This window comes from Vibrio metschnikovii CIP 69.14, from assembly GCF_000176155.1.
In the GTDB taxonomy this organism is placed as follows: domain Bacteria; phylum Pseudomonadota; class Gammaproteobacteria; order Enterobacterales; family Vibrionaceae; genus Vibrio; species Vibrio metschnikovii.
In genome coordinates, this window is sequence record NZ_ACZO01000004.1 from 15677 (window position 1) to 40428 (window position 24752).

The window sequence follows — 24752 nt, forward strand, 5'->3', positions numbered from 1 at the left end:
GTTCCTTTATCTACGATTTACAGCGGTCTGCTAAAAAAGGCACCAGCGCCTGGTGAGCATGACGCAATAATTGTTCTGTCGTTTGCCAATCAATACATGCATCCGTGATTGAAACGCCGTATTGCATTTGCGATTTAGGTAGCTCCGCTGATTGATTTCCTTCGTTTAAGTGACTTTCAATCATCACACCGATGATCGAGCGGTTTCCTTCGCGAATTTGATGAATCACATCTTCGGCCACCAATGGCTGGCGACGATAATCTTTACGTGAGTTGGCATGACTGCAATCGACCATCAATGCCGCGTCCAACCCAAAACCGGTTAATTGTTGTTCACACTCAGCGACCGAAACGGAATCGTAATTGGTTTGTTTGCCGCCACGTAAAATAACATGGCCATTCATATTGCCTTGTGTGGTTAAAAGAGCCACTTGCCCTTCACGATTAATGCCCATAAAACGGTGGCTTGATGACGCGGCTTGCATCGCGTTAATCGCCGTCGATAAGCTACCATCGGTACCATTTTTAAAGCCAATCGGCATAGAAAGACCACTGGCCATCTCACGGTGAGTTTGTGATTCCGTCGTTCGAGCGCCAATCGCTGCCCAGCTGAAAGTATCGGCTAAATATTGCGGACTGATCGGATCAAGCGCCTCTGTCGCAAGTGGCATGCCCATCTCCGCTAAATCTACCAATAATTGACGGCCAACATGTAAGCCATGCTCAATATCAAACGATCCATCAAGATGCGGGTCATTAATCAGACCTTTCCAGCCAACCGTGGTACGTGGTTTCTCAAAGTAAACTCGCATCACAATATACAGTTGATCGCTCAGCTCAGCCGCCAATGCCTGCAGTCGTTTAGCATACTCTTTTGCGGCTTGAATATCATGAATAGAACAAGGGCCACAAACCACCAATAAACGGTGATCACGTTTATGGATAATATCCGCGATGGTTTGCCGAGATTGTCGAATCGACAGTCTGGCTTTTTCACTTAATGGCAGTTTAGCTTTTAATGCATCAGGGGTAATCAATACCTGTTCATCAACGATATTAATGTCACTTAAATCACTTTTCTTCATTGCTACACCTGTAATCTTTAATTTACACCAAAATGTATTTGGTGACCAAAACTCAACTAAACACAAAATAACAGGCTAAAAAAACATTGCAAGTGTAAATTTAAAAAAACAATTTGTGTAAACTAAAAATTACACACTGGGTGCGGCATAGCATTGGAAAAGTAATTCATTAAACCAATGTATTTTATTGCCTTCAAGTTACTTAAAATAGCGGCTTTGACTCTTTATGACTAGGCGCAAACATCGATGGAACTGATCCTCTCCCTACTACAGCAAATGTGTGTCTACTTAGTCTTGGCTTATATGCTGAGTAAAACCCCAATCTTTCTGCCATTACTCAACATTTCAGGTCATTTTAGTCATAAAATGACCGTTTATGTGCTGTTTTCATTGTTTTGTATTATGGGCACCTACTTCGGATTGCACATTGATGATGCGATAGCCAACACGCGAGCCATTGGCGCGGTTATGGGCGGGTTATTTGGTGGTCCTTTGGTCGGTTTTGCTGTCGGGTTAACAGGAGGTCTGCACCGTTATTCTCTTGGTGGGTTTACCGATCTTGCTTGCGCTATTTCGACCACTGCAGAAGGGCTGATTGGCGGCATCTTTCATGCTTATTTACTTAAACGAGGCAAACGCCATTTACTGTTTAGCCCTAGTGTGGTGTTTGGCATTACCTTCGTCGCTGAAATTGTGCAGATGGTTTTGATCTTACTGATTGCTAAGCCGTTTAGTGAGGCTTATCACCTCGTGTCTGCGATTGCGGCGCCGATGATCATCGCCAACTCAGTAGGGGCGGCACTGTTTATGAGTATTTTACAAGATAGGAAAACCATTTTTGATGAGTATTCGGCGACTTTTTCACGCCGAGCGTTAAACATCGCCGAACGTTCGGTTGGCATTTTAGCGGCAGGTTTCACTCCAGAAAATGCCCATAAAATTGCTCGTATTGTTTATGAACAAACCAATGTGGGTGCCGTTTCAATTACCGATTGCGACAAAATCCTCGCTTTTGTCGGCGTTGGCGATGATCACCATCGACCGAATACCGCGATATCTTCACAAAGCACTTTAGACGCCATAAATCGTAATGCGATCATTTATCTTGATGGTAAAGAGCATCCCTATCAATGCTCATTATCGGCAAACTGTAAATTGGGTTCCGCATTGATTATTCCACTACGAGCAGGAGATCGAGTGATCGGGACCATCAAGTTGTACGAGCCGAAACGGAAATTATTTTCAACCATTAATGTCTCAATGGGCCAAGGTATTGCTCAACTACTCTCAAGCCAAATTCTGTATGGTGAATATCAAGCGAAACAAATTCTTCTCTCACGAGCTGAAATCAAATTACTGCAAGCTCAAGTCAACCCACATTTTTTATTCAATGCACTCAATACGATTAGCGCCGTGATCCGACGTGATCCAGCTAAAGCCCGCGATCTTATTCAGCATCTTTCGCAATTTTTCCGCAGTAATCTCAAGCAAAATGTTGAAACGGTCACCTTGCAAGATGAGCTCGCACACGTGAATGCCTATTTAACCATTGAAAAAGCACGTTTTAGCGATCGTTTAGAAGTTGAGATTACGATCGATGAGCCACTATTAACTCGTCAATTACCGAGCTTTACTTTGCAGCCCTTAGTGGAGAATGCGATTAAACATGGAGTATCTAATCTGCTCGAAGGCGGTAAAATACGCATCTATAATCTCGCCGAGCCTGCCGGTCAGCGCATAGTGGTGGAAGATAATGCGGGGAGTTATCAAACGCCACAACACGATCACGATGGTTTAGGAATGCACATTGTCGATAAACGTTTAATCCATAAGTTTGGTCACTCAGCAACGCTTAAAATTGACGTTGAGCCAAACCATTGCACGCGAATGAGTTTTCTCATTCCTGAACAACAACGAGGAGCTTAAGGGATGGTAACGTTATCAGCTTTAGTCATTGATGATGAGTGTTTGGCCCGAGAGGAACTCATTGAATTACTGAATGAAAATGGCAACATGCAGGTAATTGGTGAAGCGAATAATGCGATTGAGGGACTGAAAAAAATCAATCAACACAAACCAGATGTGGTTTTCTTAGATATTCAAATGCCTCAAATTACTGGAATAGATCTGCTCGCGATGCTCGATCCTGACACCATGCCCAAGGTGGTTTTCGTGACTGCCTATGATCAATATGCACTGCAAGCCTTTGAAGATAACGCCTTTGATTATTTACTTAAACCGGTCGATCCAACGCGGCTTGAAAAAACCATCCAACGTTTACAACGTAGCGTAGTGAAAACTCCAGATTACTCGATTCTCGCCCCCAATCAGCTTGATCAAGTTCCGTGTATCGGCCTCAATCGAATCATGATCATCCCAACGGGAGAGATCGAATTTGCTTGTAGTGATATTGCCGGAGTGCACGTGCAAACCGCGCAGCAGCGAGCCAGTAGTCAATTGACGTTAAAAGTCCTAGAAGAAAAAACGCCGCTGCTACGTTGTCATCGTCAATATCTGATCAATCTCAAAGCCATCAAAGAGATCAAATTATTAGACAACGGTCTTGCCGAGATCATCACCCGTTCAGGCTACATCGTCCCAGTAAGCCGCCGTTTTTTAAAAGAACTCAAAGAGAAATTGGGGTTTTATTAGCCCCAATTTATTAATGAGAGAATCCTATTGCCACGCTAAAGTTAAGCAGAAGCCTCAACCAAACGGCGCATTGCCAAAGACGCTTGCTGCCACTCTGATGAAGACTGTAGCTCACGATAAGTAAAACTCTGCTTTTTCAATAAGGATAATGCTTGTGGTACTTCACTGATCGGTAGATTATCCAGCACCTCAACCGCCGATTCGCGTCGATTACACATCAAAATCATGTCGCATCCCGCCGCTAAAGACTGCTGTGCACGTTGTGCTGGACCGCCCATCACTGCCGCCCCTTCCATACTTAAATCATCAGAAAAGACAATCCCTTGAAAACCGAGCTGTTGACGCAGTACTTGCTTTAACCAATAAGCCGAGCCACTGGCTGGTTGTGGATCATAATGAGGATAAATCACATGAGCAGGCATCATCGCATCCAAAAGACCTTGCTCGATATGAGCACTGAAAATGGCCATATCATCAGCAATCGAGTCACGTTCATCGATTGGCGTTTCAAGGTGTGAGTCTGCCAGCACCGCACCATGCCCAGGAAAATGCTTCCCTGTGGTAGCCATCCCGACCGCTTTCATGCCACGCAGGTAAGCTCCGCTATAGATCAGTACACTCTGCACATCATCACCAAAAGCTCGATTACCAATCGCTCGGCAATCAAAACCTTTGTCTAATACTGGGGCGAAGCTGAGATCAATATCATGGGCAATCAGTTCAGCAGCCATTAACCAACCACCACGATACGCCAACGCTTCACCATCAGCCGATTGTGCGTAGTATTGCGCTGCAGGAATTGGACTAAAACCATCACGAAAACGCTGCACTCGTCCCCCTTCTTGATCAACTCCAATCAATATTGGCCGTTTAGCCGCTTGACGAATAGCGTGATTAAGAGCAATTAACTGTTGGTTATCATGATAGTTACGAGCAAACAGTATGACGCCTCCTACCGTAGGGTGAGCGAGAATTTCACGGTCTTCCGCCGTCAATTCATAACCAGCGATATCAAGCCATAGCGGTCCCATGTTGGCTCCTTATACAATGAGAAAGTTGAGAGTATTATCGACGCCATGCTCGTGTCGTTAGCGTGATACGAGCAATAAAAATGCAAATTAGCATAGCGAGTAAAGTTATTCAGGTAGTTTTTCAATTACAATGTCGTTTATCTTATCAATCACTTGGCAAATCGTATAACGATCGGAGTCGCTTGTGGATAATCCTGAACTGTATATTGGCATCATGTCTGGCACCAGTATGGATGGCGTCGACAGTGCGTTAGTCTCCCTTACTGGTAATACCATCAAACTATTAGCACACGATAGTTTACCGATGCCAGAATCTATCAAGCAGCGCTTGTTAAATATTTGCTTAGGCCAGCCCACCAACTTACACGAGATTGGTCAATTGGATCATCAACTGGGTCATCTATACGCACACGCAGTAGAACAATTACTGGCGCGCAGTGGTTATCGCCCAGAGCAAATCACGGCGATTGGTAATCATGGGCAAACCGTCTTTCATCAACCTACGGGAGAAACACCATTTACCATTCAGTTGGGCGATGCGAACATTCTTGCTACCCGTACTGGGATCACCACCGTAGCCGATTTTCGACGTAAAGATATCGCATTGGGTGGTCAAGGAGCTCCGCTGGTCCCGGCTTTTCACCAAACCATTTTTAATGCCACCGATTCAACTCTCGTCGTTCTTAACATTGGTGGCATTGCTAATATCTCAGTACTCACCACTGATAAGCGTGTCATCGGCTACGATACAGGGCCTGGCAATGTGCTAATGGATTATTGGTGCGCGCAGCACACTGGTCGAGCTTATGACGAAAATGGTCAATGGGCTCGACAAGGGAAGGTAGATTTCCCCCTCTTGCAGCGATTAAAACAAGATACTTACTTTTCACAACCTGCGCCCAAAAGTACCGGTAGGGAATGGTTTAATCTCGCTTGGCTTGAAAGCAAATTGGCGGGATTAAGCGTAAACCAGCAAGATGTTCAACGTACATTATGCGAACTCACCGCACAAACCATTAGTGAACAAGTGAATCAGTATGCTCAAGGAGCTACACCACAGTTATTAGTCTGCGGTGGAGGGGCACAAAACCCCTTGTTAATGGAGCGCTTACAAGCCAACTTACCCACTTGGTTGGTTGCTCCCACTCAAGCGAAAGGCGTCGATGGTGATTATATGGAAGCCATGGCTTTTGCTTGGTTAGCCCAGCGAAGGATCCATGGTTTACCAAGCAACTTACCGGAGGTCACCGGCGCTAAACGAAGCACTTCGTTGGGCGTTATTTACTTACCTTAAACAAACGAACATGGCAGAACATCAGCGGTTGTATTCTCGCCAACCGCGCTGCCATTCCATGCGAAACTTATGGGCTTGCTCAGTCCCCTCGCAAACGCCTTCGTAATACTGTCCACTGAGCCCCATCTGATAGGCAAAGTTAGGGTTGCAATATTCTTGAACACCGTCTAGATAACCACGTTCATAATCAGCATGCTTGGCACTACCTAATTGAGATAGCGTTTGATAAGAGCGTTGTAAATTTCCAGCAATGCCATCGTTATAACCGATTTGATACCAATCTCCTTTCGCGGCGAGTTGATCATCGCTAGCGGCACAACCGAGCATTGCTAATAACCATAAAGCCATTACCCATCTTTTCATAAGTCACCTATCTACTGTCGTTAACCATTGTAACGTTTTATTAAAAACCACTTACCAAGCTTAAATGCCGCTTAATAAATTATACGACCACTGATAACAAAACGCCGTGCTAGTCACGAATTGTTCATTTAGTCTTCTACCGATTTTACCCCTACACATCCTACACCTAAGCCACTCAACGAAAAGTGAGCTAGGTATAATACAACCTGATAAAGGATACTGACTATGTTGTGGTTTCTCACCTGTGTTGCCGCGCTGATTGGTGGTTATTTTCTCTACGGTTTAGCCGTTGAAAAAATCTTTGGCATCAATGAACAACGCAAAACCCCCGCGCACACCAAAACCGATGGGGTCGATTATGTACCAATGTCTACACCTAAAGTCTACTTAGTCCAGTTGCTTAATATTGCTGGTGTAGGGCCTATTTTTGGTCCAATCATGGGCGCACTTTACGGTCCAGCAGCGATGCTATGGATTGTTGTCGGCTGTATTTTTGCTGGTGCGGTTCACGATTACTTCTCCGGCATGCTATCAATTCGTAACGGTGGCGCATCGGTACCTGCGATCACCGGACGTTACTTAGGCAATGGCGCCAAACATTTTATGAACATTTTTGCCATTGTTCTACTACTGCTGGTCGGTGTCGTCTTCGTGTCAGCGCCTGCTGGGATGATAACCAACCTTATCAACTCACAAACCCATTTCACCGTCACCATGACCAGCATGGTGGTGATCATTTTTGCTTACTACATTATCGCCACCATTGTCCCGGTGGATAAAATCATTGGCCGTTTTTACCCGCTGTTTGGCGCGCTGCTGATTTTTATGTCAGTGGGGCTAATGAGCGCTATCGCTTGGTCGAGCGATCATCAAGTTCTTGGTGGCTTTGAGATGCGAGATATGTTCAGTAATCTCAACCCTAATGATATGCCACTGTGGCCTGCACTATTTATTACCATCGCTTGCGGTGCTATCTCAGGTTTTCATGCCACGCAATCGCCGCTCATGGCACGCTGTATGGAAAATGAAAAAAATGGCCGCTTCGTGTTCTTTGGCGCGATGATCGGTGAAGGGATCATTGCTCTAATTTGGTGTACGATTGCCCTGTCTTTCTTCGGTTCACTCGATTCACTGTCTGCAGCGGTAGCGAATGGAGGACCAGGCAATGTCGTTTATAGTGCTTCCTTTGGTTTGCTTGGCGTATTTGGTGGAATACTGGCTTTTCTTGGTGTGGTAATTTTACCGATCACCTCTGGCGATACGGCGTTTCGTTCGAGCCGTTTGATTCTTGCCGAATATTTTAATATGGAGCAAAAAACGCTGCGCAATCGACTCATGATGGCGCTACCACTGTTTATTCTGGGTGGGATGTTAACCCAAGTCGACTTTGCGATTATTTGGCGCTACTTTGGTTTCGCTAACCAATTGACCGCGGTAATGATGTTATGGACCGCATCCGCTTATCTACTACGTCACAATAAGTTGCATTGGATCACAACCGTCCCAGCCCTGTTTATGACCACGGTTTGTGTGACCTTTATCCTCAGCAATAGTGCGCTGGGCTTTGGCTTAGCCATGACGCTCTCGACCATTATTGGAATAAGCACGTCATTAATCGCGATGGTCTATGTGATGCGTATTTCCAAAGGCAAAGGCGATATCGATTTGGCTGAACAGCAAGAGATTGAGAAGAACTCGGTCGAAACCGCTTAGCAAAATACGTCATCGTTAAGCTACTCGTATTAAGATCGGCGTAAAAAAGGGGCTAAATACATTAGCCCCTTTTTAGCCTGTGACGGTTAAGCCAACAGGCTCATTAAATCGGTTATCAATGAATCTGCTTAATTTGTAACTCTTTAGGTACTTCGAAAAACATATTTTCTTCTCGGCCTAATACCTCTTCAACGTCCGTAGCCCCAAAATCTTTAATTTGCTGCAAAATTTGATTAACCAACGCTTCAGGAGCAGAAGCACCAGCGGTTACCCCGATCATAGTGACATCATTAAACCAATCTGGTGAGATATCCTCAATACAATCAATCAAATAGCTAGGCGTGCCTAATTTTTCTGCCAGTTCTTTCAACCGCGTTGAGTTGGACGAATTTTTCGATCCCACAACGACCATCACGTCCACTTGCTCGGCCAAAATACGCACCGCGTCTTGGCGATTTTGTGTCGCGTAGCAGATATCATCTTTACGCGGCCCCTGAATTTCAGGGAAAACCTCACGCAGCTTTTCAATCACATCAGCCGTTTCGTCCACGGATAGGGTGGTTTGACTCACATAGTGTAAATGACTTGGATCTTTTACTTGAGTTTTTAAAGCATCGACATCTTCCGGCTTTTCCACCAAATACATCTTGCCTTTTTGACTGGCGTATTGCCCCATGGTGCCTTCCACTTCAGGATGCCCCGCATGACCAATCAAAACCACTTCCATATGGCGACGACTCGCACGCGCCACTTCCATATGGACTTTAGTGACCAAAGGACAAGTGGCATCAAATACCGTCAAGGCTCGTGCTTTGGCTTCTTGACGAACCGCTTGGGAAACACCATGAGCAGAGAAAATGACGATGCTATCGTCAGGAACTTCACTGAGCTCTTCAACAAATACAGCACCACGCTGTTTTAGTCCTTCAACCACAAAACGGTTATGGACTACTTCATGGCGAACATAGATCGGCGGCTGATACAGCTCTAATGCACGTTCAACAATGCTGATCGCGCGATCAACGCCAGCGCAAAAACCGCGCGGATTGGCTAACAATATTTTCATGTTATGGCTCATGGATTCAAATCGGGCTAGTGTAAAATAAATTAATCAACGGAGACAATTTCTACATCGAAAATAACCTCTTGGCCAGCAAGAGGGTGATTAAAATCAACGGTCACTGAGTCGCCAGCGATTGCGGTAATAATACCAGGAATTTCCATCCCATCAGGACCACTAAATGCCATAATAGTCCCAACATCGACGTCACTGTCACCGACAAATTTACCACGATCCATATAATGGATATGATCGGGGTTCGGCAATCCAAAAGCATCTTCAGCAGCCAGCTCAATCACTTTCTTCTCTCCCGCTTGCATACCATGCAAGTGACGTTCAAAATTATCACTAAGACTACCATCCCCCATGATCAATTTGGCAGGTTTTCCCATATTATGGGTACTATCCGCTACCGATCCATCCTTGAGTTTAATAGTAAAATGTAACGTCACAGCAGAATTATCAGTAATGATACTCACGTTATTAGGCTTCCTTAAAATGGTCAATCGCTTCTCATCGAGCGATTTATTATGATCAGTAACAGAAATGATGCACAGGGCACTCATTATTCGATATCTCGGCGCTGAGTGATAAACACGTTAGCGTTGTTGCAATACTCCCGACACGTTCTAACAAAAAGCGCCGACCGAATCAACGGACGACGCTTAAGGTTATTCAATGAGACGAGACTTCAAACTGTTATTTTTTATTGCGAAAGCCATCTAAAATAACCATCGCAGCCCCAATACAGATCGCGCTATCCGCTAAATTAAAGGCTGGCCAGTGGTAAGTTTTCCAATAAAAATCGAGATAATCGACCACAAAACCGTGTACGACACGATCAAAAACATTACCAACCGCACCACCAATGATCAATGCATAAGCAATATTATTCCATTTCTCCGTGGCGGGTAAACGGCGCATCCAATACACCAATAACGCTGTGACAGCAAAAGCAATGGCCGTAAATAGCCAACGCTGCCATCCCGCCTGTTCACTGAGAAAACTGAATGCTGCGCCGTAGTTATGAACATACAATAAATTAAAAAATGGCAGTACTTCTATCCGATTATGCCATCCATAACCCATGTTGTTCATGACGATCGATTTAATCCCGATGTCAGCCAGAAAAATCAGCAGCGCTAGCCACAGCCAACGCACACCGGATTGTTTTAACGTTAATGCCTGTTGAGTCATAGATAACCTTGGTAATGAAAGAAACCAATACGATTACGCGAACTGACGTTGTTCACCATCGCCATCAATGTTAGACACGCAACGACCACAAATGGTTTCATGGCCAGCAATCGTACCCACATCATCGGTATGGTGCCAACAGCGCTCGCATTTCTCGGCATCGACTTTACTCACCTCAACCCATAGACCATTAATCTCAGTGGCTTGGGCAAGCGCACTTTTTTCACTCAACGATTTGACTTCAGCTTTAGACGTTAACAAAACAAACCGTAACTCGTTATGCAGTCGCTTAAGCTTAGCGGCCAGTGCATCATCGACAAACAAAGTAACTTGCGCTTGTAACGAACCACCAATCACTTTTTCATTTCGAGCATTTTCGAGTAGCTTATTCACCGCACCACGAACGTGTTGGATATCGGTCCAAAATGCGTTGTTAAACGTTTCACTTTCGTCTAAACCAACCAGACCTTGATACCATTCGCTGGTAAAGACAAATTGACCGCGTGCTTGACCGTCAGCTTGCTTGGCTGGCATCGCGTGCCAAATCTCATCGGCTGTGAATGACATGATCGGTGCCATCCAACGTACTAACGCTTCCACGATATAATACAAGGCCGTTTGGCAGCTACGCTGCGCATGGCTACCGCGTTTTGCCGTGTATTGGCGATCTTTGATCACATCTAAATAGAATGAACCCATTTCAATTGAACAGAAATGCATTAAACGCTGTACGACTGCATGGGTGTTGTATTCATCGTAAGCTTTGATGATCTCTTGCTGCGCAGCCAATGCACGACCGACAGCCCAACGATCCAATGCCACCATTTCCTCAACAGGGATCATATCCGTCGCAGGATTAAAGCCATTAAGGTTAGCGAGGAAGAAACGAGCCGTATTGCGAATTCGGCGATAAGCATCGGCGCTGCGTTTTAAAATTTCATCAGACACCGCCACTTCACCAGTATAATCGGTCGACGCTACCCACAGACGTAAGATATCCGCACCTAATTTATTGGTGACATCTTTCGGCGCAACCACGTTACCAATCGATTTAGACATTTTACGTCCTTGACCATCAACCACAAATCCATGGGTTAACACCTCTTTATAAGGTGCTTTACCTTTCATTGCGACCGATGAGATCAATGACGATTGAAACCAACCGCGATGCTGATCCGAACCTTCAAGGTACATGTCAGCTTGTGCTCCGTTAAACTCAGGACGAGTATCAACAACCGCATAATGAGTTACGCCTGAATCGAACCAAACATCCAATGTATCCAGTACTTTTTCATACTGTTCAGCGTCAGCACCCAAGAGCTCAGCAGTATCGACATCCCACCACGCTTGAATGCCTTTTTGCTCAACCAACTGTGCAACTTTCTCAATTAAAGCAGGCGAGTTAGGATGTAATTCTGCCGTCTCTTTATGCACAAATAGAGCAATCGGAACGCCCCAAGTACGCTGACGAGAAATACACCACTCAGGACGGCCTTCAATCATACCTTCAATACGGCTTTGACCCCAATCTGGCATCCATTTTACGCCTTTGATTTCACTTAAGGCTTGTTCACGAAGACCCGCTTGATCCATCGAGATAAACCATTGAGGCGTCGCACGGAAAATGATTGGCGTTTTATGGCGCCAGCAATGTGGATAGCTGTGCTCATAAGCATGGTGATGCAACAACGCACCTTTTTCTTTCAATACTTCAACCACCGCATCGTTGGCTTTAAAGACATGTTGTCCTGCAAACAGTTCGGTATCTGAAAGATAAACCCCATTTGAACCGACAGGGTTGGCAACTTCAAGACCGTATTTTTGACCAACGGCAAAGTCTTCTTGACCGTGTCCTGGCGCAGTATGCACCACACCCGTCCCCGACTCGGTCGTCACATGATCGCCCAAAATGGCGGGAACCGTAAAATCATAGAATGGATGGTTAAACTGAGTGAGCTCAAGCTCGGCACCTGTGGCAAAGCCAAGATTATGGAAGTGCTCAATACCAGCGCGATCGATGACTTGCTTAGCAAGGTCAGAAGCAACAATGATTCGCTCAGGTTGCTCACCTTCAACTTGGATCAATACATATTCTAAATCATTGCGTAAACAAACCGCACGGTTAGCTGGCAGTGTCCATGGTGTGGTAGTCCAAATCACAATCGAAACCGGCCCATGACCTTGATGCCCCTCTGATAAGCCAAATTTTGCTAGTAAGCTGGCTTCATCAGTAGCACGAAAACGGACATCAATCGACGGCGATACTTTGTTCTTATACTCAACTTCTGCTTCAGCCAACGCCGAGCCACAATCGGTACACCAGTGAACCGGTTTAAAGCCCTTAAGCAGATGGCCATTATCGGCAATTTTACCTAACGCACGGATAATGTTCGCTTCAGTGGAAAAATCCATTGTCCGGTAAGGTTTATCCCATTCACCAAGAATGCCTAACCGTTTAAAACTCTCTTTTTGTCCTTCAACTTGCCCCGCCGCATAGTCACGACATTTTTCGCGAAACTCTGCCGCCGTCACTTTTTGACCCGGTTTACCGACTTTTTTCTCAACCATTAATTCAATCGGTAAGCCATGACAATCCCACCCAGGGATATAGGGCGCATCAAAACCTGATAACGTTTTGGATTTAATAATAATGTCTTTAAGAATCTTATTGAGTGCGTGACCAATATGAATGTCGCCGTTGGCATAAGGAGGGCCATCGTGCAGGACGAAAGATTTTTTGCCTTGTTTCGCTTGACGGATTGCTCCGTACAGATCTTCTTTGTACCAACGTGCTAGCATTTCTGGCTCACGTTTAGCCAGATCGCCACGCATTGGAAACCCTGTTTCAGGTAAGTTCAGGGTATCTTTATATTCACTCATCGATTCTTAATTCCGTTGTATTGGGCGACGTTAGACATTATACGAATCGGTGGAATCAACCGATTCGCTGTAAAGCTGCTGCAGCCACACCCTTGCTGCCTCAGCATCCAATTCAATTTGCTGTTTCAGTGCATCAAAAGATGCAAATTTTTGCTCATCACGCAACTTGTGCAATAAAGCCACTTCAAGTTGCTTACCATATAGATTGCCTTGAAAGTCAAAAAGATGCACTTCAAGTTGTTGCCGAACACCATTGACTGTCGGACGTTGACCAATATTCGCGACGCCGCCCAAAGGCAATGTCGAAAGACCATAGACCTCAACCACGTAAACACCAGAAACCGGTGATACGCATCGTTTAAGAGGAATATTTGCCGTTGGAAAACCAATCGTTCGCCCCAGTTTACGACCGTGCGAAACACGACCACTGATACTGTAGGCTCTGCCTAACATCGTATCGGCCGTTGCAAGTTGATCGCTGGCCAATGCTTCTCTGATTAAGGTACTACTGACACGTGACTGCTGAACACAAAAACTTTGTGTACTGACAACCTCGAAACCGTATTGCTCACCGGCTTGACGTAGCATCGCAAAATCACCTTTGCGACCTTGTCCAAAACAGAAATCATCACCAACAACCAGAAACTTAACACCCAATTGCCCGACCAACAAGTCACGGATAAAAGCCTGCGCTTCTAAATTAGCAAAACGGTGGTTAAAATTAACGCACAGTAAGCGATCAATGCCTAATTTCCCTAACTGAACAAACTTATCTCTTAAACGAGTAAGCCTTGCGGGAGCTTTCGATGTTAAAAACAGCTCCATGGGCTGCGGTTCAAAAGTCATCACCACGGAAGGCAAATTCAGCTGTTTGGCTCGCTGAGAAACTTGGCTTAATACTTGTTGATGACCAAGATGCACGCCATCAAAGTTACCGATAGTTAGCACACAACCATGATGATGAGGCTTGATATTATGAATACCGCGGATCAATTCCATTGGGATAAACTTAAAACCTATTATTCTTAATGGTACCGACACCCGATCGCAAAACAGACTGGCGCAAGTGAATCTCAACCATCATTAACGGTAAGAAACACACACCACCAGCACGATTAGAACTGACGATCAGCAGGGCATCTCTAATATGGATATAAAACCGACGGATTATACCTTAATTGTCATTAATCTGTCGCCGCTTTTAAATCTTTTAAACGTATCCCTAACAATAAGGCCGTTAACAAATAGGCAACCGCTCCGAGTACAATCAACCAACATAAAGTCAATGCTCGTTCAGTTAAACTCCACTTGAGCCAATCGGCCATGGAATCCAACTGCCAATAAATCGCCATGACCATCACAGCACCAGCAATAACTAAACGAGCAATAAATGCTAGCGTTTGGGTGGTCACTTTATACACGCCTTGCTGATGCAATCCGCGATAAAGTAGTGCCATATTAATGAATGCCGATAAGGCCGTCGCTGCCGCTAAACCGACATAACCAAAAGGCCAAGCAAAAATTGCATTGAAAATAATATTACTCAACATAGCTACAATGCCATAGCGAACCGGGGTTTTAATGTCTTGTCGTGAGTAATACCCCGGCGCTAAGACCTTAATTAACATAAAGTTTAATAAGCCCGTTGAATAAGCAAACAAAGACAGTGACGCCTGTTGAACATCATGAGCAGAAAACTCACCACGCATAAAAAGCACCATCAACATGGGTTTGGCTAACACCATCAATCCGAGCATCGCCGGAATACCCAGTAAGATGACCATTCTGACCCCCCAATCCATGGTCTGCGCAAAACCAGCTTGATGGGCATCGACATGTTTACGGGATAAAGCTGGTAAAATCACGGTTGCAATAGCGATTCCGAATAAACCAAGCGGAAATTCAAGTAAACGATCGGAATAATAAAGCCAACTGATCGAACCCGTTTGTAAGAAACTGGCAATAAAAGAGTCAAATAGCAGGTTAATTTGGCTAACAGATACCCCAAAAAGTGCTGGAATCATCAATGTACGAATTTTAACCACACCGGGATCTTTCCAAGCCCATTTCGGCCTAACTAACATACCTGCTTGGATCAAAAATGGCAGTTGGAATAGAAATTGGACTAAACCGCCCAAAAACACACCTATTGCCAAACCGATTTCTGGTTTAGCGAGATTAGGCGAAATATACCAAGCAGATAAAATCATCATTACATTAAGAAATACCGGCGTAAAAGACGAGACGGCAAATTTTCCTAACGTGTTTAGTACCGCCCCAGAAAGCGCGACAAAGGTAATAAACCATAAATAAGGGAACGTGATTTTAAGTAATAGGCTAGCCAACTCAAACTTTTCGGCAGCAGGACCTCCCGATAACCAATCTAAAAACCAGCCAGCGCCGAATAGCGCCGTTACGACACCGGAAAACAGTACACCGATTAAAGTCACGATCGTCACTAACAAACCAAGAGTACCAGAGACTTTGGCAATCAACTCTCGCGTTTTCTGTTTGTCTCCCGCAGCATGGTATTCCGTTAAGACAGGAACAAAAGCTTGCGAGAAAGCCCCTTCAGCAAATAGACGGCGTAAAAAGTTGGGGATACGATTAGCAAAGAAAAACACATCGGCACTCGCTCCCGCTCCCATTAAATTGGCCACGACAATATCCCGCACCAGTCCCAATACTCGGGAAATAAAGGTCATAGTACTGACGACAATACCAGACTTGAGTAAGCGTTTACTCACAGTAACCTCGAAGAAAAAACCTGAATATAAATACAAAGAATGAGTAGAGCGCATAAGCCGCCCTTCTCGCCAACTTACCTGAACAATCACGCTCCCAAGCGAGGGTAACCACTGGATGAAGGATAATATCGCGTAATCTTAAATAAGAATGTCAGGATGAGATCAGATAAGTATTAGCATTGCCCAAAAAATACTGTTAGAATCCACGCCATCTTAACCGTGAAAGCCTTGTGATACCAAACTTGTTTGGTTTAGACGGGTTTTTGCACAAATCATTTGACATTTAAGTGCAAATAAGGGATATTTCCGGCCCTTAAATTGTCACCGAACTAAAGTTTTTGGGAGTTAGACCCTTGGCAAATAACAAATCTGCTAAGAAGCGCGCTATCCAATCTGAAAAACGTCGTCAGCACAATGCTAGCCGTCGTTCAATGATGCGCACTTATATGAAGAAAACAGTTGCTGCAATTGCTGCTGGCGACAAAGAAGCTGCAACTGCTGCGTTTGCTGTAGTTACACCAATCCTTGACCGCATGGCGACTAAAGGCCTTATTCATAAGAATAAAGCAGCTCGTCATAAGTCTCGTTTCTCTGCTGCGATTAAAGCTCTATAATAGAACTTGATATCCATCAGTGATAAAAAAACCGGCTAAGGCCGGTTTTTTATTTATCTAACAACTTTGATTTTTCACTCTGTTGATCATAACAAAATCTTTTTTGTCATGGGGGCATCGTTTTTCATTTCCATTCAATCAAAGTCGAGTAACATCCTGTCAGCGAGCGCAATATAAACCATGTAAAAGCTCAATCATTGCTTTTACTTCATTACTGCTCAAGGTATAAAATACCGTTTGCGCCTCTTTGCGCGTCTCAACTAAGCCATCCCGTCTTAGCCAAGCTAGGTGTTGTGACAACGCAGACTGACTCAACTCTAATTTGCTGCATAACTCACCAACGGAAAGTTCTTGATTGTGCAACAAACAAAGAATTTGTAGCCGCCTCTCATTGGCCATGGCTTTTAATAACACCACTGCCTGAGCGGAGTTTTGTTCCATTTGTTCTAGGTTCATGAGTAAGCCCCTTTAAAAATAACAACTTAAACAAACTGACCTTAACGTGCTATCCGCCACAGTAAAAGTGAAGCCATTCAGCGTACGCTCAACAACTTATTATTTTGACGATGAGTTATAACTCTTAAGAGGCAAATCAACACTGCAGTTCGTTTAAATATATTGGCGCATCCAAGATCAGAACGAGCCTGCTATAGATTGACCAATCTGACAGATAGTAATCTATTTATTAACAATAATATACACCCAAACAAATCGAAAAAGTCCTGCATCGCGAATTAAGATAAGCGTTCCATTCACGCGTGATTATTTAAAAAAATGACTAAAATCAGCATCACAGACACTCTTCACTGCGGGGTGTTGAATCATTCTTTCCGCAAAAATCACGTAATATTCTTCTTTAATTTCTTCTAAACGACTCAGTAAATGTAAAGGACCTTCCTGCTCCATCTCTGAACGTAATAAAAGCGGAGCCATAAAAATCACATCCGGATGATACAAAGCAAATGCCTTCATTAAAGCCGCATCATCAAACTCTCCCAGAATATTCGGCTGCATACCTTGACGATCAAACCACTGCCTCACTTTACGTCCCATCGCCGTACGTCCTCCGGGAAGCAACAGTTTACGCTGAGTGAGTACGGCAGGATATTGGCCACGCTCTACCGCTCCACTGGAGAAAAACCCCATGTGGCTTTCACCTAATTTTTTGCTGAATAAACCAGGGCTCTGACTCGAATCAACCGGACAATCGGAAAGGATCATATCCAATTTATGCTGAGATAATTGTTCCAGCAGTAACTCGTGGGTCGATTCAAAACAACGCAAATGAATTCGATTGTCTTCCGGTACGGTGCTCATCAAAATTTTACTGACTAAACGTTTAGAAAGCGCATCAGCAACCCCGACATCGAAGAGCACATTGGATCGCTGGCTATAATTAACAATATCAAGCATCTCATAGCTGAGTCCAAACATCCGATCAGCGTATTTAAACACCAACTGCCCCAACTCGGTTGGCTCTATACTGCGACCATTACGCTTAGTTAACTTCCCCGCTAACCTATCTTCTAGCGCTTTTATTTGCCCCGTTACAGTTTGGGGAGTAAGAAAAAGTGCATCAGCCGCTTTAGTAACCGAGCCTTGCTTACAGACCATCCAAAAATAGTAGAGATGATTATAATTAAGATGTGACATGGCGTACTCAATCAATATATGGTGCGTCTGTTATAACAAACTCAGCTCTTACCAGCAAACACTTCGGTTTAACCGAAACATTTACTAAAACATTCTTCATTTTAACGAATTAAAAAAAACAAACCGTCATCGTTCAGACATAAAGAGCATCATTTTCTCGACGAAAACACATCCAGATACAAATTCAAAAACTCAATAATATTATCTAGTTAATAAAGAAATAAGACCTTAAAATCCATCATATTAACCAAACACTGACTTAACCCCTCCTTTGTAATATTACTGAAATATTTGTCATCTAACATCGCGGGCAGATTCAACAACAGACCTCAAATACTTATCCGGTCAATGGAGAACCCCATGATAAACCAAGCGACATCCACAGCGGTGCCAAGCTTAGCAATGACACGTTGGCTACGCTGGATTAACTTGGCACTGATGCTCTATCTATTGTTACTCGCCGTAGCAATGGTCGGCAGCGGATTTAAATGGTCAACGGGAGAGCATGCCAAAGCGCTCTTTGCCTTTGCCGCTCACCCTATCGCCGGTTTAATGATTGGCTTAGTCGCCACAGCCTTAATTCAATCATCCAGTACCGTCACCTCAATTATTGTCGGTTTAGTCGCGGGAGGGTTACCCGTTGAGATTGCCATTCCGATGGTCATGGGTGCCAATATTGGTACAACCGTCACCAACACACTGGTTAGCTTAGGCCATGTTCACTGTAAGCATGAGTTTAAACGAGCATTTGCTAGCGCAACCATTCATGATTTTTTCAATTTGCTCGCCGTACTTATTTTCTTACCTTTAGAGATGATGTTTGGGATTTTCGAAAAAATCTCTTATTGGCTAGTATCTCCTCTTATGTCAACGGGTGATATGAGCGTCAAAGGCCTCGATTTTATTGGTCCAGTGACTAAACCTATCGTTAATGGGCTGCAAGACCAGCTTAGCGTATTCGGTAATGTCTGGGGCGGGGTTAGCATGATTGTACTCGGGATCAGTATTATTTTTGTCGCGATACTGATGATGGGTAAATTAATGAAAAAACTGATGGTCGGCCCCGCTCGCGATATTTTGAAAAGCGCGATAGGCAAAGGTCCTTTACATGGTATCGCTTCAGGTACCGTCGTTACGGTTTTGGTCCAATCATCCACCACCACGACAACCTTGATCGTACCTTTGGTTGGCTCAGGAGTGTTAAAAGTTCGTGATGTTTATCCTTTCACCCTTGGGGCCAACATCGGAACTTGTATTACGGCGCTCCTAGCCGCAACCGCGGTCTCTGGTGAATTTGCGGTCTTTGCCTTACAAATTGCTTTAGTGCATTTGGTGTTTAATATCAGTGCAACACTCTTAATCTTTGGCATTCCATTTTTACGTGAGCTTCCACTGAAAGGAGCAGATTGGATTTCAGACCGTGCGGTAAAGAATAAAGCTTCGGTTGCACTCTATTTATTCATGGTCTTTGTTCTTCTTCCTGGATCGGTTCTCACACTGACAACCTAGTCCTTAGCGTTATCGACTACGCCAAAACAACAAAGCCGCCAAAGCATAGTGCTTGGCGGCTTTGTTATTATTCATCGACTCATGTTTCAATCAACGCTTCACCAAGACTCACCACGCTTATCTTTAGTGATCGTCTTTCTCGGCGTTGGCTCTTATCTCACGCTACACATAGATAAGAACCCACCACTAGACTGAGAAAGGATATTGAATCGGATCATGATGCTGATAATCGGTCACCGAGAAATCATCAAGGGTTACCCATGTTTCTAAATCTTCCAGTGAACGAATCTCTGGATTAATGTGGAACTGGGCAGCCGGTAATGGGTGACGCTTTAATTGAACATCACGCATTAATTCCAGTTGGTCTTCATAAATGTGCGCGTTAACAATTTTATGGTAAGCCAAGCCCGGTTTTTTACCGGTAATTTGCGCCATAACTGCCAAAAAAACATACACTTGAACCATGTTAAAATTCAGTCCAAGCGGGACATCACACGATCGTTGAGTGCTGTTTAGATAGAGTGTATCGCCCAACAAAGAAAAGTGATGACTATACATACACGGCCGCAAACAGCCCATGTGAAACTCACCCGGATTGTAAAAATTGAGAATTTCTCCTCTATCGTCAATACCGCGCGTTAAGTCATCAACAATTTTTTTCAGTTGGTCAATATGGCCACCATCGGGTTTAGTCCATGCTCGCCCTTGAACGCCATAAACTCGCCCCATATCATCTTCACCTTGACGATAAGGATTAGCGAGCCAAGCCGCGTTCATATTCGCATTCGCATCCCATGTTTTGGTACCTAGCTGACGAAAATCTGCGGCACTGTCATAGCCACGAATATAGCCAAGCAACTCAGCAACCGCTGATTTCCAAAAACTCTTTCGTGTCGTGACTAAGGGAAACTGATTATTTGCGACATCATAAGTGAGATCGGCATTAATCACGGTCAGACAGCGTTTACCGGTTCGTTCGTTCTCAACCCAGATGCCTTGATCAACAATTCTCTGGCAAAGGTCTAAATACTGCTTCACTTTACAACCTTACTTTTTTGCGGACTATCTTGATACATTTGGCGTTGATACGCCCATACCATTAATATCATTCCGAAGATAATCATCGGCGTAGATAGAATTTGTCCCATGGAGATCACATCACCAAACAAACCGAGTTGCACATCCGGTTCGCGAACAAACTCGACAAGGAAACGGAATGTACCATATCCGATCAAAAATAGCCCAGAAACGGCGCCTAGAGGACGCGGCTTTTTGATAAACCAATTTAAAATAAAAAACAGTACAATCCCTTCTAAAACCAATTCATAAAGTTGCGATGGATGGCGCGGTAATGGCCCCCCATTCGGGAAAACAAACGCCCAAGGAACATCGGTCACTCTTCCCCACAGTTCAGAGTTCATGAAGTTACCGAGCCTCCCCATGCCTAAACCGAACGGCACTAAAGGAGCGACAAAATCAGCAACACCAAAAAAAGTACGTTGCTGACGACGAGCGTACCAGAACATCGCCGTTATCACGCCCAGTAAACCACCGTGGAAAGACATTCCACCAGTCCATACTTTAAACAGATACAAGGGATCGGCTAAGAAAAGTTCAAAGTTATAGAAAAGAACATAACCAACTCGTCCTCCAATCACGACCCCTAAAAAGCCAGCAAAAAGCAAATCTGAAACCTGCTCACGCGTCCAACCGCTGCCTGGCTTATCGGCTCGACGATTAGCTAACCACATCGCAAATAAGAAGCCAAATAAATACATCATTCCGTACCAGCGCACAGAAAGTGGACCGATAGAAAACAACACCGGATCAATATTAGGAAAAGTAAGATAGCCTTGAGACATAAAGTAACGTTCTCTGTCTTAGATAAAAAGTTATTGCAACAACATCGTTATTGCTACGAGCATCAGGAAAAAAGCAAAAAAACGTTTTAACGTGACCGTCGGTAATCGTGACGCTAATTTTGCTCCGATCCGAGTAGTCAAGATTGAGGTGGAAGCAATGGCTAATAATGCAGGAAGATACACATAACCTAAGCTGTACTCAGGTAAGTTTTCGACTCGATAACCATGCAAAATAAAACCTAACATACCAGAAATGGCAATCACCAAACCACACACCGCCGATGAACCCACTGCTTTGCGCATCTCAACGCCGTGGTGATTGAGGAAAGGCACAGTCAATGATCCGCCGCCAATTCCCGCTAACGTAGAAATAATCCCGATCCCATTCCCTGATAATAACGTCACTATTGCTCCCGGCATCGGCCGTGTTGAACGGGCTTGCATCGAAGAACGCACCATCTGCAGCGCGAGAGCTAAAACGATAACACCAAATACTTTAGGTAGATAATGGCTCGGTATCCACTCGGCAACCACTGAGCCTAAAAAACCACCAGTAAGCACGCCCGGCAGCAGCCATTTAACAACAAATAAATCGATATTACCCAATTTAAGATGATTCAACGCAGAGGAAATAGAGGTGATGATGATCGTCGCTAAAGAGGTCGCCAGAGCAATATGCATAACAATCTCTGGATTAATACCCATTTTCGGTAACAAAAACAGCAGGGCAGGAACCACTAATAGCCCACCACCAATGCCCAATAAACCAGCCAACAATCCAACGACAGAACCTAATATAATTAGCAGAAGAATGAACTCAATACCCACAGTGGCGTCCTATTTGTTTATTTTTTACCAGCCCGCACAAATCCAGCGAAGCCTTTCGTTTCAAAATGGGTGAGCATCATATTATAAATGTCATGACCATACGATTGCATCAAGGCTTTATCAGCCAATAACTGTAATTCACGCCTTGCCGAATGGCGAACCAAATACTTTACTTTAGCCACATTCGATGCGTTCATACTCAGAGTTGAGTAGCCTAAACCGATGAGTAATAAAGCACCAAAAGGATCCCCCGCTAGCTCACCACAGACACAGACAGGTAAAGAATACTGCTGACAGGTTTGCGAAATTTGTTTCAATGCCATAATCACTGCAGGATGCATTGAATCATAGACATCAGAAACGTGAGTATTGTTCCTATCAACCGCTAAAAGATACTGCGTTAAATCGTTGGTTCCTACTGAAATAAAATCGACTTTCTTAGCAATCAATGGCAATAGATAGAGCATGGAAGGCACTTCAAGCATAATACCGATTTTAGGTCTGACAATGCTGGCATCGACTTTGATCGATTCTTGATAGGCTTGCTCGATAAATCGCCTCGCATCATCAAGCTCTTTTACCCCAGAAATCATCGGCAACAAAATACGCAAATTATCATGGCCACTACTGGCTCGCAGCATCGCTCGTAATTGAATTAAGAAAATATCGGGGTGATCTAAAGTAAAACGAATACCACGCCAGCCTAAAAATGGATTATCTTCATCAATGGGTAAATAAGGAAGCGGTTTATCACCACCAATATCTAAGGTCCGCATCACGACGGGCTGCTCGGGATAGCCTTCAAGGACCGCTCGATATTGCTGAATTTGCTCTTCTTCAGAAGGTAAACGCTGTTGAAGTAAAAAAGAAATTTCGGTGCGATAGAGCCCGATACCATCAATGCCTTGGTTAATGGCAATATTCGTATCAGCGCTTAACCCCGCATTTAATAGTAACTCAATCTGCACACCATCTTCGGTTAATGCGGGCTCTAAAATGGCCTCATTGACCATTTGTGCCAATTGTCGCTCTTCATAAGCCAGCGCACGATATTCAGCGAGAATAGGCTTACTAGGAGAAAGATATAACTTACCACTGTAACCATCAACAATCGCTTTTTTGCCATTCACTTGCTTTAAGTTCAGTGACACACCCATCACCGCTGGAATACCCAACGCGCGAGATAAAATGGCGGCATGTGAATTGGCTGCCCCCTCTAAAGAGACCACGGCCAATAACTTATCTTTTGGTAACCCCGCCAGTATCGATGCGGTTAGCTCTCGCACCACTAAGATAATCGGTTTATCTAACTGCTGCTGTTCATGTTCTGTATTGTAAAGAAAATAGAGTAACCGCTGCCCCAGTTCACGTATGTCTTGTGAACGCTCACGCAAATAAGCATCGGACATACGAGCAAAGCGGTTGGAATAGCTTTCGACAACTTGGCGCACCGCCCAGTCAGCGCGATCACCTTTCAGAACTTGCGCTTTCAGATCATTACGCAACATCGGATCATTGAGTAAGTGGGTAAATAAATCGAAAATCGCCAGCGCTTCTTTATTGATATCGTTATCAAGCTTTTTACGTAACTTACGAAAATCATTCAACGCATTTTCAATTGCCCGCGTTAACCAAGCTTGTTCTCTCTCTTTATCTAAGGTTGAGGCGGGAGAGACGTCTGTTAACTGCGGTTGAGAGTCATCCCACCATAACTCACCAATCGCGACTCCCGTTGAAGCAGCGATGCCACTGACAGACTGTTGTTTCTTAGATAACAGCCAGTGTCCTTGCGTTTGTGAGTGGGCAATGATCACCGCTAACTGAGCCGCCAGCGTCACCAAGAAAGAGACTTCCATCTCGCTAAACAGACGGGGCGATTTTTGCTGTACCACCAAAACTCCCAACACTTGTTTACGATAAATGATGGGCGTACCAAGAAAAGAGTGATAAACCTCCTCTCCCAGTTGTTTAAAATATTTAAAATTAGGATGTTGTGACGCTTTAGCAAGGTTAATCGGCTCAGCGGTGCGTTTGACTAAACCCACTAAGCCTTCATCAAAGCCAATATGAATTTTATCGCCTTTGAATTTTAACCCTTGCGTCGCCATTAACTCGAGGCGAGACATCTCTTCATTTGCTAAGTAGACCGTACAACACTCGGTGCTCATCGCTATGCACGTCTGTTTGACAAAAATATCCAATGCTTGATAAACATCTTCCACTTTTGATACTTGTTCAACAATATCCCTTAGCTGAGAGAGCATG

Annotated in this window: 21 protein-coding genes; 6 read left to right on the top strand and 15 right to left on the bottom strand. The window is 44.3% G+C overall.

From position 1 onward, the window contains the following. Nucleotides 1-10: 10 nt before the first annotated feature. Nucleotides 11-1084 carry a 3-deoxy-7-phosphoheptulonate synthase gene (locus tag VIB_RS01245; RefSeq protein ID WP_004394115.1) on the bottom strand — a complete coding sequence of 358 codons (1074 nt, stop codon included), beginning with the start codon at nt 1082-1084 and terminating at the stop codon, nt 11-13. A gap of 246 nt (nt 1085-1330) precedes the next feature. On the opposite strand from VIB_RS01245, the gene VIB_RS01250 reads away from it, so the two are divergent. Next, nucleotides 1331-3010: a sensor histidine kinase gene (locus VIB_RS01250; protein WP_004394116.1), complete on the top strand. Its 1680-nt coding sequence runs from the start codon at nt 1331-1333 to the stop codon at nt 3008-3010. A 3-nt stretch (nt 3011-3013) separates the two neighbouring features. Further along, complete coding sequence (gene btsR / locus VIB_RS01255; protein WP_004394117.1) at nt 3014-3736, top strand: two-component system response regulator BtsR; 723 nt, start codon at nt 3014-3016, stop codon at nt 3734-3736. A gap of 41 nt (nt 3737-3777) precedes the next feature. On the opposite strand, the gene nagZ is transcribed toward btsR, so the two are convergent. Continuing rightward, entirely contained in the window at nt 3778-4767 is a 990-nt protein-coding gene (gene nagZ, locus VIB_RS01260; protein ID WP_004394118.1) for a beta-N-acetylhexosaminidase, read from the bottom strand. A gap of 184 nt (nt 4768-4951) precedes the next feature. Between nagZ and VIB_RS01265 the strand changes: the two genes are divergently transcribed. Next, entirely contained in the window at nt 4952-6061 is a 1110-nt protein-coding gene (locus tag VIB_RS01265) for an anhydro-N-acetylmuramic acid kinase (protein WP_004394119.1), read from the top strand. 21 nt (nt 6062-6082) lie between these two features. On the opposite strand, the gene VIB_RS01270 is transcribed toward VIB_RS01265, so the two are convergent. Then, nucleotides 6083-6424, bottom strand: coding sequence for a DUF2799 domain-containing protein (locus VIB_RS01270; RefSeq protein ID WP_040903772.1), 342 nt, complete (start codon nt 6422-6424; stop codon nt 6083-6085). A 225-nt stretch (nt 6425-6649) separates the two neighbouring features. Here VIB_RS01270 and VIB_RS01275 point away from each other — a divergent pair, with 225 nt between their 5' ends. After that, nucleotides 6650-8137, top strand: a complete 1488-nt coding sequence (locus VIB_RS01275; RefSeq protein ID WP_004394121.1) for a carbon starvation CstA family protein — start codon at nt 6650-6652, stop codon at nt 8135-8137. A gap of 115 nt (nt 8138-8252) precedes the next feature. On the opposite strand, the gene ispH is transcribed toward VIB_RS01275, so the two are convergent. From ispH to murJ, 6 genes are all read right to left on the bottom strand, one after another. Then, nucleotides 8253-9215 carry a 4-hydroxy-3-methylbut-2-enyl diphosphate reductase gene (ispH, locus tag VIB_RS01280; protein ID WP_040903774.1) on the bottom strand — a complete coding sequence of 321 codons (963 nt, stop codon included), beginning with the start codon at nt 9213-9215 and terminating at the stop codon, nt 8253-8255. A gap of 29 nt (nt 9216-9244) precedes the next feature. Continuing rightward, nucleotides 9245-9676 (bottom strand): FKBP-type peptidyl-prolyl cis-trans isomerase, encoded by a 432-nt coding sequence (gene fkpB, locus VIB_RS01285; protein ID WP_040903775.1) that lies wholly within the window; start codon nt 9674-9676, stop codon nt 9245-9247. Between the two features lie 220 nt (nt 9677-9896). Then, nucleotides 9897-10394, bottom strand: coding sequence for a signal peptidase II (gene lspA, locus VIB_RS01290; RefSeq protein ID WP_040903778.1), 498 nt, complete (start codon nt 10392-10394; stop codon nt 9897-9899). Between the two features lie 33 nt (nt 10395-10427). Then, entirely contained in the window at nt 10428-13274 is a 2847-nt protein-coding gene (gene ileS, locus VIB_RS01295; RefSeq protein ID WP_004394125.1) for an isoleucine--tRNA ligase, read from the bottom strand. 30 nt (nt 13275-13304) lie between these two features. Further along, complete coding sequence (ribF, locus tag VIB_RS01300) at nt 13305-14273, bottom strand: bifunctional riboflavin kinase/FAD synthetase (protein WP_040903781.1); 969 nt, start codon at nt 14271-14273, stop codon at nt 13305-13307. A gap of 185 nt (nt 14274-14458) precedes the next feature. Then, nucleotides 14459-16021 (bottom strand): murein biosynthesis integral membrane protein MurJ, encoded by a 1563-nt coding sequence (gene murJ / locus VIB_RS01305; protein ID WP_040903855.1) that lies wholly within the window; start codon nt 16019-16021, stop codon nt 14459-14461. Between the two features lie 353 nt (nt 16022-16374). On the opposite strand from murJ, the gene rpsT reads away from it, so the two are divergent. Continuing rightward, the gene (gene rpsT / locus VIB_RS01310; protein ID WP_004394128.1) at nt 16375-16635 is read left to right on the top strand and encodes a 30S ribosomal protein S20; all 261 of its coding nucleotides are present in this window, start codon (nt 16375-16377) and stop codon (nt 16633-16635) included. 159 nt (nt 16636-16794) lie between these two features. Here rpsT and VIB_RS01315 read toward each other — a convergent pair whose 3' ends face one another. Next, nucleotides 16795-17091, bottom strand: coding sequence for an ArsR/SmtB family transcription factor (locus tag VIB_RS01315; RefSeq protein ID WP_040903783.1), 297 nt, complete (start codon nt 17089-17091; stop codon nt 16795-16797). 306 nt (nt 17092-17397) lie between these two features. After that, the gene (gene nhaR / locus VIB_RS01320) at nt 17398-18288 is read right to left on the bottom strand and encodes a transcriptional activator NhaR (RefSeq protein ID WP_004394129.1); all 891 of its coding nucleotides are present in this window, start codon (nt 18286-18288) and stop codon (nt 17398-17400) included. A gap of 360 nt (nt 18289-18648) precedes the next feature. Between nhaR and VIB_RS01325 the strand changes: the two genes are divergently transcribed. Further along, on the top strand, nt 18649-19797 hold the full coding sequence (locus VIB_RS01325) for a Na/Pi symporter (protein WP_004394130.1): 1149 nt from the start codon (nt 18649-18651) through the stop codon (nt 19795-19797). A gap of 186 nt (nt 19798-19983) precedes the next feature. Here the strand turns inward: VIB_RS01325 and VIB_RS01330 are convergent, their stop codons facing one another. Genes VIB_RS01330 through ptsP form a run of 4 tightly spaced genes read right to left on the bottom strand, consistent with a single transcriptional unit; the run spans nt 19984 to nt 24751 of the window. Beyond that, nucleotides 19984-20835: a thymidylate synthase gene (locus tag VIB_RS01330; RefSeq protein ID WP_004394131.1), complete on the bottom strand. Its 852-nt coding sequence runs from the start codon at nt 20833-20835 to the stop codon at nt 19984-19986. Continuing rightward, nucleotides 20832-21659, bottom strand: coding sequence for a prolipoprotein diacylglyceryl transferase (gene lgt, locus VIB_RS01335; protein ID WP_004394132.1), 828 nt, complete (start codon nt 21657-21659; stop codon nt 20832-20834). The genes VIB_RS01330 and lgt overlap by 4 nt, the downstream gene beginning before the upstream one ends. 30 nt (nt 21660-21689) lie before the next feature. After that, a complete protein-coding gene (locus VIB_RS01340) occupies nt 21690-22487 on the bottom strand; it encodes a sulfite exporter TauE/SafE family protein (protein WP_004394133.1) in 798 nt (265 codons plus the stop codon). Nucleotides 22488-22504: 17 nt separating this feature from the next. Next, nucleotides 22505-24751 (bottom strand): phosphoenolpyruvate--protein phosphotransferase, encoded by a 2247-nt coding sequence (ptsP, locus tag VIB_RS01345; RefSeq protein ID WP_004394134.1) that lies wholly within the window; start codon nt 24749-24751, stop codon nt 22505-22507. Between the last annotated feature and the right edge of the window lies 1 nt (nt 24752).